This is a genomic window from Streptomyces hiroshimensis (assembly GCF_014650335.1).
Taxonomy (GTDB): domain Bacteria; phylum Actinomycetota; class Actinomycetes; order Streptomycetales; family Streptomycetaceae; genus Streptomyces; species Streptomyces hiroshimensis.
This window is the reverse complement of sequence record NZ_BMUT01000001.1, coordinates 398943-413063: the sequence shown is the minus strand read 5'-3', so window position 1 is coordinate 413063 and position 14121 is coordinate 398943. Positions and strand designations below refer to the sequence as shown.

1 protein-coding gene is annotated in these 14121 nt (G+C 76.8%); it reads left to right on the top strand.

Going from position 1 to position 14121, the window contains the following annotated elements:
- Positions 1–258 precede the first annotated feature (258 nt).
- A complete protein-coding gene (locus IE241_RS01580; RefSeq protein WP_229898672.1) occupies positions 259–14061 on the top strand; it encodes an SDR family NAD(P)-dependent oxidoreductase in 13803 nt (4600 codons plus the stop codon).
- The last annotated feature ends 60 nt before the right edge of the window (positions 14062–14121 follow it).

Below are 14121 nucleotides of genomic sequence, written 5' to 3'. Positions count from 1 at the left end.
GTTGACGTTGTCCCGAACGATATTCGAGCAGGTTGCCGCGCCCGCACACCGGCGGGTAACGGGCCGTTCATTACCACCCGGCGGAACTCCGCGGACCGGCAGTGACCGGACATTGGACGGCCGCGTTCCGGGGCGGTTTAGCGTTCGGAGCCAAGCGTGGTGGATGCATGTGGATGCATATGGATCGCGTCGTCGTGCACGCCGGCCGGAATGCGATATCCGGCCCCCGGCGGTCGCTCAGGAAAGGGACACCCGAGGGTGAAGACAGATGAGCAGGGCACTGTGACAGCCGGGGAGCGCGCGGAGCGCGACCTCGCCGACGGAGCCGTCGCGGTCGTGGGCATGTCCTGCCGGCTCCCCATGGCGCCGGACCCGGCGGCGTTCTGGAAGCTGCTGAGCAGCGGCACGAGCGCCGTCACCGAGGTGCCCGAGGGCCGCTGGGAGGGCGCGGGCGCAGGCCCGGCCCCCGCGGGAGGGATCCGCCGGGCGGGCTTCCTGGACTCCGTGGACGGCTTCGACGCCGCCTTCTTCGGCATCTCGCCGCGCGAGGCCGCCGCCATGGACCCGCAGCAGCGGCTCGTCCTGGAGCTGGCCTGGGAGGCGCTGGAGGACGCGGGGATCGTGCCGGCCGCCCTGGAGGGCAGCCGGACCGCCGTCTTCGTCGGCACGCTCCGCGACGACTACGCCGCCCTGCTCTACCAGCACGGCGAGCAGGCGATCACCCAGCACTCGATGGCCGGGGTGAACCGGGGTGTCATCGCCAACCGGGTCTCCTACCACCTGGGGCTGCGGGGGCCGAGCCTGACCGTGGACGCGGCGCAGTCCTCCTCGCTCGTCGCCGTGCACCTGGCCTGCGAGTCCCTGCGCTCCGGGGAGTCCACCACGGCCCTCGCGGCCGGTGTGAACCTCAACATCCTCGCCGAGGGCGCGGTCGCCGGGGAGCGGTTCGGCGGGCTGTCCCCCGACGGCACGGCCTACACCTTCGACGCCCGCGCCAACGGGTTCGTACGCGGCGAGGGCGGCGGCGTCGTCGTCCTCAAGCCCCTCGCCCGGGCCTTGGCCGACGGGGACCGCGTCTACGGCGTCCTCCGCGGCAGCGCGGTCAACAACGACGGTGCCACGCCCGGGCTGACCGTACCGAGCCAGGCCGCCCAGGAGCAGGTGCTGCGCGAGGCGTACGAGCGGGCCGGGGTGGACCCCGCCGCCGTCCAGTACGTCGAGCTGCACGGCACCGGCACGCCCGTCGGCGACCCCGTCGAGGCGGCCGCGCTGGGCGCGGCGCTGGGGTCGGCCCACGGGCAGGCCGACCCGCTGCTGGTGGGCTCGGCCAAGACCAACGTCGGGCACCTGGAGGGCGCGGCCGGCATCGTCGGCCTGCTCAAGGTGCTGCTCAGCATGCGCCACCGCCGGATCCCGGCGAGCCTGAACTTCGCGACGCCCAACCCGCGCATCCCGCTGGCCTCCCTGGGCCTGGCGGTGCAGAGCGAGCCGGGCGCGTGGCCGCACCCGGACCGGGAACTGGTCGCCGGCGTGAGCTCGTTCGGCATGGGCGGCACCAACGCGCACGTCGTGGTCGCGGAGGGCCCCGTGCGCACGGAGGCCGCCGCCGGCCGCGGCGCCGGGGCCGGTACGCCGTCGCTGACCCCCTGGGTGGTCTCGGCCCGCGGCCCCGAGGCGCTGCGCGCCCAGGCGGCGCGGCTGCACGCCGCCGTGGCCGCCGGCGCGGACACCAGTACCTCTGATGTCACTGATCTCTCCAGCACCTCTGACACCTCCGATATCGGGCTGTCCCTGCTGTCCTCCCGTACCCTCTTCGACCACCGCGCGGTCGTCCTCGCCGAGGACCGCGACGGGCTGCTGGCCGGGCTGCAGTCGCTGGCCTCCGGCGCCCCCGACCGGCGCGTGGTCGCCGGATCGGTGCGGCCCGGCCTGCTGGGCGTGGTGTTCACCGGTCAGGGCGCGCAGCGCGCCGGCATGGGCCGGGAGCTGTACGCGGCGTTCCCCGTGTTCGCCGCCGCCTTCGACGCGGTGTGCGCCGCCCTCGAACCGCACCTGGACCGGCCGCTGCGCGAGGTGATCGGCTCGGGTGAGGGGCTGGACGAGACGGCGTGGACGCAGCCCGCGCTGTTCGCCGTCGAGGTGGCGCTGTTCCGCCTCGTGGAGTCCTGGGGCGTGCGCCCCGACTACCTGGCCGGGCACTCGATCGGGGAGATAGCCGCCGCGCACGTGGCGGGCGTGCTGTCGCTGGAGGACGCGGCGCGGCTGGTGACCGCGCGCGGCCGGCTGATGCAGGCGCTGCCCGCCGGCGGCGTCATGATCGCCGTGCAGGCCGCCGAGGAGGAGGTCCTGCCGCTGCTGGAGGGCTATGCGGGCGAGGTCGCCGTCGCGGCCGTCAACGGCCCGTCCTCCGTGGTCCTCGCCGGAGCCGGGGAGGCGGCCGAGGCCGTCGCCGGGCTGCTGCGCGAGCGGGGCCGCAAGACCCGCCGGCTGACGGTCAGCCACGCCTTCCACTCGCCGCTCATGGAGCCGATGCTCCGGGAGTTCCGGTCGGTCGCCGAGTCCCTGGAGTTCCGGGAGCCGCGCATCGCGGTGGTCTCCACGGTCACCGGCGAGGTGGTCACGGACGGCCAGTGGTCCTCGGCCGGCTACTGGGTGGACCAGGTGCGCCGCCCGGTGCGGTTCCTGGACGCCACCCGGGCCCTGGAGGGCGCGGGCGTGACCGCCTTCCTGGAGCTCGGTCCGGACGGCGTGTGCTCGGCGATGGTCTCCGACAGCCTGCGGGACGCCTCCGCCGCCGCTGCCGTGCCGGCGCTGCGCAAGGACCGGGGAGAGCCGCAGTCGCTGCTCGCGGCCCTCGCCACCCTGTTCGTACGCGGCAACCCCGTCGAGTGGGGCACGGCCTTCGAGGGCACCGGGGCGCGCAGCGTCCCCCTGCCCACCTACGCCTTCCAGCGCGAGCGGTACTGGATCGACGGCGCGGCACGTACGGCCCCGGCGCTCGCCCCCGCGGCGGCGCCCCGCGAGGAGGCCGCCGGCGGTTCCGGGCCGCGCGGCGAGCTCGGGCGGCGGCTCGCCGCCCTGAGCGGGGACGCGCGCGAACGGGCCGTGCGGGACCTGGTGGCCGCGCACGTCGCGGCGGTGCTGGAGTACGCACCGGGCCGGCAGGTGGAGTTCCGGCTGCCGTTCAAGGAGCTGGGCTTCGACTCGCTGATGTCGGTGGAGCTGCGCGACGGCCTGGCCGCCGCGACGGGGCTGCGGCTGCCGGGCGGCCTGCTCTTCGACCACCCGACGCCGCAGGAGCTGACCGGCCGTCTGCTGGCGGAGCTGACCGGCCGTCAGGCGGCGGACGAGGAGGTGTTCACGGCCCCGGCGGGTGGCGACGAGCCGATCGCGATCGTGGGCATGGCCTGCCGCTACCCGGGCGGGGCGGGCTCTCCCGAGGAGCTGTGGCGGCTGGTGGCCGAGGGCGGCGACGCCGTCTCCGGCCTGCCGCTGGACCGCGGCTGGGACGAGGACCTGTTCGACCCCGACCCGGACCGCAGCGGCAAGAGCTCGGTGCGCGAGGGCGGGTTCCTGCACGACGCGGCGATGTTCGACGCGGCCTTCTTCGGGATCTCGCCGCGCGAGGCGCTGGCGATGGACCCGCAGCAGCGCCTGCTGCTGGAGACGGCGTGGGAGGCCGTCGAGCGGGCGGGCCTCGACCCCCGGTCGCTCAAGGGCAGCCGCACCGGCGTCTTCGTCGGGGCGACGGCGCTGGACTACGGGCCGCGGATGCACGAGGGGGCAGAGGGCGCCGAAGGCCATCTGCTGACCGGTACCGCGCCGAGCGTGATGTCCGGCCGCATCGCCTACCAGCTGGGGCTGATCGGGCCGGCCGTCACCGTCGACACGGCCTGCTCGTCGTCGCTGGTCGCCCTGCACATGGCGGTGCGTTCGCTGCGGCAGGGCGAGTCGTCGCTGGCCATCGCCGGCGGTGCGACGGTGATGTCGTCGCCGGGCATGTTCGTGGAGTTCTCCCGGCAGCGCGGTCTCGCGGCCGACGGCCGGTCCAAGTCGTTCGCCGCGGCGGCCGACGGCACCTCCTGGGCCGAGGGCGTGGGCCTGCTGCTGGTGGAGCGCCTGTCGGACGCCGAGCGCCACGGCCACCGGGTGCTCGCGGTCATCCGCGGCTCGGCCGTCAACCAGGACGGCGCCTCCAACGGCCTGACCGCGCCCAACGGGCCGTCCCAGCAGCGGGTCATCCGCCAGGCGCTGGCCGACGCCGGCCTGGAGCCCGCCGACGTGGACGCCGTCGAGGCGCACGGCACCGGCACCCGGCTCGGCGACCCCGTCGAGGCGGAGGCGCTCATCGCCGCCTACGGCCCGGGCCGTGCCGCGGACCGCCCGCTGTTCCTGGGCTCGCTCAAGTCCAACATCGGCCACACCCAGGCCGCGGCCGGAGTGGGCGGTGTGATCAAGATGGTGCAGGCGATGCACCACGGCGTCCTGCCCCGCACCCTGCACGTCGACGAACCCAGCCCGTTCGTCGACTGGGAGTCGGGCGCCGTCGAACTCCTCACCGAGTCCCGCGACTGGCCCGGGGCGGACCGGCCCCGCCGCGCCGGTGTCTCCTCCTTCGGCATCAGCGGCACCAACGCCCACGTCGTCCTCGAACAGGCCCCGTCCGCCGCCCCGGCCCCGGCCGCCGCGCCTGCGCCCGTCGCCCCGGTCTTGGCGGCACCCGCTCCGTGGGTGCTCTCCGCCACGAGCGAGGCGGCCCTGCGCGAGCAGGCCGCACGGCTGCGCGAGGCCGCGGCCCACGCGGACCCGGCCGGCGTCGGCGTGTCCCTCGCCACCACCCGCAGCGCCTTCACGGAGCAGCGGGCCGTGGTGACCGGTACGACGGCGGAGGAGTTCCTGGCCGGCCTGGACGCGCTGGCCGGCGGCGGCGACGCGCCGAACGTGGTGCGCGGCAGTGCCGTCGGCGCCGGACGGACGGCGTTCCTGTTCACCGGTCAGGGCGCGCAGCGCCTCGGCATGGGCCGTGAACTGTACGCGGCGCACCCGGTGTTCGCCGCCGCGCTGGACGAGGTGTTCGCCGCGCTGGACGCCCACCTGGAGCGCCCGCTGCGCGAGGTGGTGTTCACCGCGGAGGACGGCGCGGACGCGAGCCTGGTGCACCGTACGAACTGGACACAGCCCGCGCTGTTCGCCGTCGAGGTGGCGCTGTTCCGGCTGCTGGAGCACCACGGCGTCGTGCCCGGCCTGCTGGCGGGCCACTCGATCGGCGAGGTGGCCGCCGCGCACGTGGCCGGCGTGCTGTCGCTGCCCGACGCGGCGCGTCTCGTCGTGGCGCGCGGCCGGCTGATGCAGTCGGCGCGCGAGGGCGGCGCGATGATCGCGATCGAGGCCGGCGAGGCCGAGGTGGCGGCTTCCCTGGAGGGCCACGGGCGGGCGGTGTCGATCGCCGCGGTCAACGGGCCGGCGGCCGTGGTCGTCTCCGGCGACGAGGACGTGACCGAGGAGGTCGCCGCGCACTGGCGTGCGCAGGGACGGCGCACCCGCAGGCTGCTGGTGAGCCACGCCTTCCACTCCCCGCACATGGACGAGGTGCTGGAGGAGTTCCGCGCGGTCGCGGAGTCTTTGACGTTCCACGAGCCGTCGGTGCCGCTGGTGTCCACGGTCACCGGAGCGCTCGCCACGGAGGGCCTGCTGACCGACCCCGGCTACTGGGTGGGGCAGATCCGCGAGACGGTGCGCTTCCTGGACGCCACACGGACCCTGGAGGAGCAGGGCGCGACGGTCTTCGTCGAGGTCGGGCCCGACGCCGTCCTCACGGCGATGGCGCAGAACTCCTTCGCCACGGAGGGCCGCACGGCCGTGCCGCTGCTGCGCGCGGGCCGCCCGGAGGCGGCCGCGTTCGCCGCGGGGGTGGGCCGCGCCCACACGGCCGGCGCGCCGCTGCGCGCGGAGAGCTTCTTCCCCGGCGGCACCCGCGTGGACCTGCCCACGTACGCCTTCCAGCGCGAGCGGTTCTGGCTGGCCCCCCGGGCCCGCACGGACGCGCGCAGCCTGGGGCTGGACGCCGGCGGGCACCCGCTGCTGGCGGCGGCGATCGGGCTGGCCGACCGGGAGGACGTGGTCCTCACGGGCCGGCTCTCGGTGGCCGACCAGCCGTGGCTGGCCGACCACGCGATCGGCGGCACGGTCCTCGTGCCGGCCACCGCGTTCCTGGAGCTGGCCGTCGCCGCGGGCGACCGGACCGGCGCGGCGGGCGTGGCCGAACTGACCCTGCAGGTGCCGCTGGTGCTCGACGAGCGCCTGGGGGCACGGGTGCAGGTGACCGTCGGCGCCGCGGAGGCGGCGGGCGGGCGCCCGTTCACCGTGCACGCGCGGCCCGACTCCGGGGACGAGACGCTGCCGTGGACGCTGCACGCCTCGGGTGTGCTGGGCGACGGCGTAGGCCCGGAGGACGGGTCCGGCGAGCTGCGCGAGTGGCCGCCGGCGGGCGCCGTGTCCGAGCCGCTGACGGACGTGTACGAGCGGCTTGCCGGTCTCGGCTACGGGTACGGGCCGGCCTTCCAGGGCCTGAAGGCCGTCTGGCGGGAGGGCCGCGACCTCTACGCGGAGGTGCGGCTGCCGGAGGACCTGCACGAGAGCGCGGGCCGGTTCGGGCTGCACCCGGCGCTGCTGGACGCGGTCCTGCACCCGCTGGTGCTCGACGCCGCGGGCCGCAGCGGGGCGGGCGAGATCCGGCTGCCGTTCGCGTGGAGCGGCGCGGTGCTGCGGGCGGCGGGCGCGAGCGCGCTGCGGGTGCGGATCGCCGCCACGGGCGACGACACCGTCGCCCTCACCCTCGCCGACGCCTCGGGCGCCCCGGTGGCCTCGGTGGAGTCGCTGACGCTGCGCCCGGTGGCCAAGGACCGGCTCGCGCCGGCCGCCGGCGGCGCGGCGGACGCGCTGTTCGCCGTGGAGTGGCCCGTGATCGGCGCGGCCGGGCCCGCCGGTGACGCGCGCTGGGCCGAGGTCACCGGCGCGGACGGCCTGGCGGACGCCGCCGGGGCCGGCGTGGTGGCCGTCCGCCTCCGCGCGGACGACGCCGCCGCGCACACCCCCGAGGCGGCCCGTGCGGCGGCCGCGGGCGCGCTGGAGGTGCTGCAGCGGTTCCTGTCCGGGGAGGAGTTCACCGATTCCCGGCTGGTGTTCGTCACCCGCCGCGCGGTCGCGGCCGTGCCCGGGGAGGACGTGACGGACCTGACGCACGCCCCGCTGTGGGGGCTCGTGCGCGCGGCGCAGTCCGAACACCCGGGCCGGGTGGTGCTGGCCGACCTCGACGAGGACACGGCCGGGAGCGAGGAGCTGCTGGCCGCCGGCGTGGCCGCCGGGGAACCGCAGTTCGCGGTGCGCGACGGGCGGCTGCACGTGCCGCGCCTGGCCCGCGCCACGGTGCCCGCCCCCGCCGGGGAATCCGGCATCGATCCGGACGGGACCGTGCTCGTCACGGGCGGCACCGGCGGCCTGGGCGGCCTCTTCGCCCGGCACCTGGTCACCCGGCACGGCGCGCGGCACCTGCTGCTGAGCAGCCGCCGCGGCGCCGCCACCCCCGGCGCGGACGCCCTCGTGGCCGAACTCGCGGCGCTGGGCGCCGAGGTGACCGTGACGGCGGCCGACGCGGCCGACCGCGACGCCGTCGCCGCCCTGCTGGCGTCCGTACCCGCGGAGCACCCGCTGACCGCCGTGGTGCACACGGCCGGCGTCCTGGACGACGCGACCGTCGCCTCCCTGACCGGGGAGCAGCTGGACGCCGTGCTGCGGCCCAAGACGGACGCGGCCTGGCACCTGCACGAGCTGACGGCGGAGCTCGGCCTCGCGGCGTTCGTGCTGTTCTCGTCGGTCTCCGGGCTCACCGGCACGGCGGGGCAGGCCAACTACGCCGCCGCCAACACCTACCTCGACGCGCTGGCCGCCCACCGCCGGGCGCAGGGGCTCGCCGCGACCTCCCTCGCCTGGGGCCTGTGGGACGCCACCCACGGCATGGGCGCCACCCTGACCGCGGGGGACCTGGCCCGCTGGGCCCGCGCGGGCATCGCGCCGCTGACTCCCGGTCAGGGCCTGGAGCTGTTCGACGCGGCGCTGGCGGGCGACGCCGCGCTGGCCGTCCCGGCGGCCCTGGACCTGCCCCGGCTGCAGCGCTCCGAGGAGCCCCTGCCGGCGCTGCTGCGCGGCCTGGTCCGCCCCCGGCCGCGGCGTGCGGCGGCCGCCGCGTCCTCCGACGCCCCCTCGTGGGCACGGGAGACGGCGGCGCTGGAGGACGAGAAGCGGCAGGCGGCTGTGCTGGAGCTGGTGCGGGGCGTGGTCGCCTCCGTGCTCGGGCACGCGGGCGCCTCCTCCGTCGCCCCCGAGCGGGCGTTCAAGGAGATCGGCTTCGACTCGCTGGCCGGGGTGGAGCTGCGCAACAGGCTCGCCGCGTCCACGGGGCTGCGGCTGCCGGCGACGGTGGTCTTCGACCACCCCTCCCCCGGCGCGCTGGCGGCCTACCTGAGCGCGAAGGTGTCCGACACGGCCCCGGCCGCGGCGGCTCCGGCGGTGCGCACCGCGGCCCCCGCCGACGACGACCCGGTCGTCATCGTGGGCATGGCCTGCCGCTACCCGGGCGGCGTGAGCTCGCCCGCGGACCTGTGGCGGCTGGTCTCCGAGGGCGCCGACGCGATCAGCGAGTTCCCCGTCAACCGCGGCTGGGACCTGGACGGCCTGTACGACCCGGATCCGGAACGGACCGGCGCCTCGTACGTGCGGCACGGCGGCTTCCTGCACGAAGCCGACCGGTTCGACCGGGAGTTCTTCGGCATCTCGCCGCGCGAGGCGACCGCGACGGACCCCCAGCACCGGCTCCTGCTGGAGACGGCCTGGGAGACGTTCGAGAGCGCGGGCATCGACCCGGCCCTGCTGCGGGGTTCGAACACCGGGGTGTTCACGGGCGCGATGTACGACGACTACGCGTCCCGGCTCGCGGCCTCCCCGGCGGAGTTCGAGGGCTTCCTGCTGGCGGGCAACCTCTCCAGCGTCGTCTCGGGCCGCCTCTCCTACACCTACGGGCTGGAGGGCCCGGCCGTCACGGTGGACACCGCGTGCTCGTCGTCGCTGGTGGCCCTGCACCTGGCGGCGAACGCGCTGCGCACCGGCGAGTGCGACCTGGCGCTGGCCGGCGGCGTGACCGTGATGTCCGGCCCGAGCGTGTTCGTGGAGTTCTCCCGCCAGCGCGGCCTCGCCCCCGACGGGCGCTGCAAGTCCTTCGCGGCGGGCGCCGACGGCACGGGCTGGTCGGAGGGCGTGGGCCTGCTGCTGGTGGAGCGCCTGTCGGACGCCGAGCGCAACGGGCACCGGGTGCTCGCGGTGCTGCGCGGCTCGGCCGTCAACCAGGACGGCGCCTCCAACGGCCTGACCGCGCCCAACGGACCGGCCCAGGAGCGGGTCATCCGCCAGGCGCTCGCCGGCGCCGGGCTCACGGCCGCCGACGTCGACGCCGTCGAGGCGCACGGCACCGGCACGAGCCTGGGCGACCCGATCGAGGCGCAGGCCCTGCTCGCCACCTACGGGCAGGACCGCCCGGACGGGCGGCCGCTGTTCCTGGGCTCGCTCAAGTCCAACATCGGTCATGCGCAGGCCGCCGCCGGAGTGGGCGGGGTCATCAAGATGATCGAGGCGATGCGGCACGGCACGCTGCCCCGGACGCTGCACGTGGACGAGCCTTCCCCGCACGTGGACTGGGAGTCGGGCGCGGTCGCCCTGCTGACCGAGGAGCAGGCCTGGCCCGAGACGGGCCGGCCGCGCCGCGCGGGAGTCTCCTCCTTCGGCATCAGCGGCACCAACGCCCACGTCATCATCGAGCAGCCCGCCGGGGCCGCCTCCACCGCCGGGGCCCGGGCTGCGGCGCCCGCCGCCGGCGCCGTGGCGTGGGTGGTCTCCGGCCGGGACGAGACGGCGCTGCGCGCCCAGGCCGGGCGGCTGCACGCCCACGTCACCGCGCACCCGGAGCTGGACCCGGCCGACGTCGGCTTCTCCCTGGCCACCACGCGCGCGGCCCTGGAGCACCGCGCGGCGGTCGTCGGGACGGACCGCGAGGCGCTGCTCGCCGGGCTCGGTGCACTGGCCCGCGGCGAGGCGTCGCCCGCCGTGGTCCCGGGCGGCACCGACCGCCCGGGCGGCATCGCCTTCCTGCTGACCGGCCAGGGCAGCCAGCGCCTGGGCACGGGGCGGGAGCTCTACGCCTCCTCCCCCGTCTTCGCCCGCGCCCTGGACGAGGTGTGCGAGCTGCTCGACGCCGGGCTGCCGCAGCCGCTGAAGAGCGTGCTGTTCGCCGCGCCGGAGTCCGCCGAGGCGGCGCTGCTGGACCGCACGGTCTTCACCCAGGCGGCGCTGTTCGCCGTCGAGACCGCCCTGTTCCGGCTGGTGGAGCACCTGGGGCTGCGGCCCGGCTACCTGCTGGGCCACTCCATCGGCGAGGTCACCGCCGCCCACCTGTCCGGGGTCCTGGACCTCGCGGACGCCTGCACCCTGGTCGCCGGGCGCGGCCGGCTGATGGAGGCCGCCCGGGAGGGCGGGGCGATGGCGGCGCTGGAGGCCTCGGAGGACGAGGTCCTGGCCTCCCTGGAGCCCTACGGCGACGCGATCGCCGTGGCCGGCGTCAACGGGCCGCGGTCCACGGTCGTCTCCGGCGACGAGGACACCGTCGAGGAGGTCGCGGCGCTCTGGAAGTCCCTGGGCCGCCGGGCCAAGCGGCTGCCGGTCAGCCACGCGTTCCACTCCCCGCACATGGAGGAGGTGCTGGACGAGTTCCGCACCGTCGCCAAGGGCCTGGAGTTCCGCGCCCCCTCGATCCCCGTGGTCTCCAACGTCACCGGCGCCCTGGCCACGGCCGAGGAGCTGGCCTCGCCCGACTACTGGGCGCAGCACATCCGCCGGCCCGTGCGCTTCCTCGACGGGGTGCGCACGCTGGAGGCCGAGGGCGTGACGCGGTTCCTGGAGCTGGGCCCGGACGGGGTGCTCACCGCGCTGGTGCAGGACTGCCTGGCCGGGGAGCCGGGGACGCTCGCCACGGCCCTGCGCAAGGGACGGCCCGAGGCCGAGACGGTCACCGCGGCCGTCGCACAGCTGCACATCGCCGGTGCCCGCCCGGACTGGGCGGCGCTGTTCCCCGGCGCGCGCCGTGTCGACCTGCCCACGTACGCCTTCCGGCACGAGCGCTACTGGCTGGACGGCCCGGCCGCGGCCGGCGACGCCGCCGGGCTCGGCCTGATGACGGCGGATCACCCGCTGCTCGGTGCGGCCGTGGCCGTCGCCGACCGTGACACGTACCTGCTCACCGGCCGGCTCTCGCGCCGTACGCACCCGTGGCTGGCGGACCACGCCGTCTCCGGCACCGTCCTCGTCCCCGGCACGGGCCTGCTGGAAATGGCCCTGCGCGCCGCCGAACAAGCAGGCTGCGACGAAGTCGAGGAACTCACCCTCGCCGCCCCGCTCGTCCTGCCCGAGAAGAACGGCGTACAGCTCCAGCTCTCCGTCGGGGAAGCCGACGGCTCCGGCCGCCGCAGCCTGCACGTCCACTCGCGTCCCGACAACGCCGGGGCGCAGGAGCCGTGGACGCTGCACGCCACCGGCACCCTCACCGCCGGGACCGGGCAGGCTCCTGCCGCCGGGCTGCCGGTGTGGCCGCCGGCCGGCGCCGCCGAGGCGGACCTCACCGGCGCCTACGAGCGGCTGGCGGAGCGCGGCTACGCGTACGGCCCGGCCTTCCAGGGTCTGCGCCGCGCCTGGACCCTGGACGGCGACCTCTACGCCGAGGTCGCCCTCGGGGAGGGGCAGCACGCCGACGCCCGCCTGTTCGCCCTGCACCCCGCGCTGCTCGACGCCGCGCTGCACACCCTGCTGCCGGGGGTCGTGGAGGAGGACGGCCCATCGTGGCTGCCGTTCTCGTGGGAGGACGCGGCGGTGCACGCCACGGGCGCGTCCGTGCTGCGGGTCGGGCTGTCGCTCAGGAGCCCGGAGCCGGGTGCGCTGACGGCCGCGCTGACGGTGGCCGACGGCGCCGGGCAGCCGGTGGCCACGGTCGGCTCGCTGAGCCTGCGGCCCCTGTCGAAGGAGGCGCTGGCCGCGGCCGGGAGCACGGCGCGCGACGGCCTGTTCGCGGTCTCCTGGACCGAGCCGCAGGCCACGGACGGCGCTCGCCGCCCGGCGGACCCTGCGGGCTGGGCGGTGCTGGGCGAGGGCCTGCCCTCCCTGGACGGGGCCCGCCGGTACACCGGTCTCGACGCGCTCGCCGCGGACGTGACCGCCGGCGCCCCCGTGCCCGACGTGGTCCTCGCCCCGCTCACCGCCCCGCGCGGCGCGGACGTCGCGGAGTCCGCCCACGGTGCGCTGCTGGACGCGCTCGGCCTCGTCACGGCGTGGCTGGCCGACGAGCGGTTCGAGGGGGCCCGGCTCGCCGTGGTCACCCGCGGGGCCGTGGCCACCGGCGCCGAGGACGTCACCGACCTGGCACACGCCGGCGTGTGGGGCCTGCTGCGCTCGGCGCAGACCGAGAACCCGGACCGTCTGGTGCTCGTGGACCTCGGCGACGAGGCGGGCGAAGCCGGCACGCTGGAGGCCGCGCTGGCCACGGGCGAGCCGCAGATCGCGGTGCGCTCGGGCCGTACGCTCGTGCCGCGCCTGGCCCGGACGGGTCCGGCGGCCGGCGAGGTCACCACGCCCCGCTGGGGCGAGGGCACGGTGCTCATCACCGGTGCGACCGGCGCCCTGGGCGCCGTCCTGGCCCGCCACCTGGTCACCGAGCACGGCGCGCGGCACCTGCTGCTGCTCAGCCGCCGCGGACCGGACGCCCCCGGCGCCGCCGAGCTCCGCACGGAACTCGCCGAGCTGGGCGCCGAGGTCACCCTCGCCGCCTGCGACGTCACCGACCGCGCAGCCCTCGCCGGCACCCTGGCGCAGATCCCCGCCGAGCACCCCCTGACGGCCGTGGTGCACACCGCGGGCGTCCTGGAGGACGGCGTGGTCGCCCGGATGACGCCCGCTCAGCTGCGCAACGTCCTGCGGCCCAAGGTGGACGCTGCCTGGAACCTGCACGAGCTCACGCGCGACGCGGACCTGTCGGCGTTCGTGCTCTACTCGTCGGTGGCGGGCCTGCTGGGCACCGCCGGCCAGGCCAACTACGCCGCCGGCAACACCTTCCTCGACGCGCTCGCCGCCCACCGCCACGCCCAGGGGCTGCCCGCCACCTCCCTGGCCTGGGGACTGTGGGAGCAGGCCAGCGCCATCTCGGGGCACCTGGCCGACGCGGACCTCAAGCGCCTGGCGCGCTCGGGCCTGCTGCCGCTGGCCTCCGACGAGGCGATGGCCCTGTTCGACGCGGCCCCCGCCACGGGCGAGCCGGTCCTCGCGGTCACCCGCCTGGCCCTCGCCGCGCTGCGGGACTCGGGCGCGGAGCCCCCGGCCCTGCTGCGCGGCCTGGTCCGCAGCGCCCCCCGCCGTCCGGCTGCGGCCGCGGCGGGCAGCGCGGAGGCCGGGCCTGCGCTGGCCGAGCAGCTGGCGGCGCTGCCCGCGCCCGAGCAGGAGCGGGTGCTGACCGATCTGGTCCGCACCCATGTGGCCGGGGTGCTGGGGCACTCCGACATCACCTCCGTGGAGGCCGGCCGCGCCTTCCAGGAGCTGGGCTTCGACTCGCTGACCGCCGTCGAGCTGCGCAACCGGCTGGGCGCCGCGACCGGCCTGCGGCTGCCCACCACCCTGGTCTTCGACCACCCCAGCCCCGGCGCCCTCGCCGCCCACCTGCGCGGGCAGCTCGTCGACGACACGTCGGCGGCCGGCCCCGTCCTCGCCGGACTCGACGGCGTGGAGGCGGCGATCCGGGCGGCGGCCCTGGACGGGGACGCGCACGAACTGATCACCGCACGCCTGCGCGCCCTGCTGGACCTCGCCGACGGCAGCGGCGGCGCGGCGGACGGGTCCGCGCCCGGCGACACCGCACACGACGACCTCGAATCGGCAAGCGACGAAGAGCTCTTCGCGCTCGTGGACGAACTCGACTGACCGAGCACCTCGGAAACCGCACACACCACTTTCGACCGGCACCGGCCGGGCACGACTCTC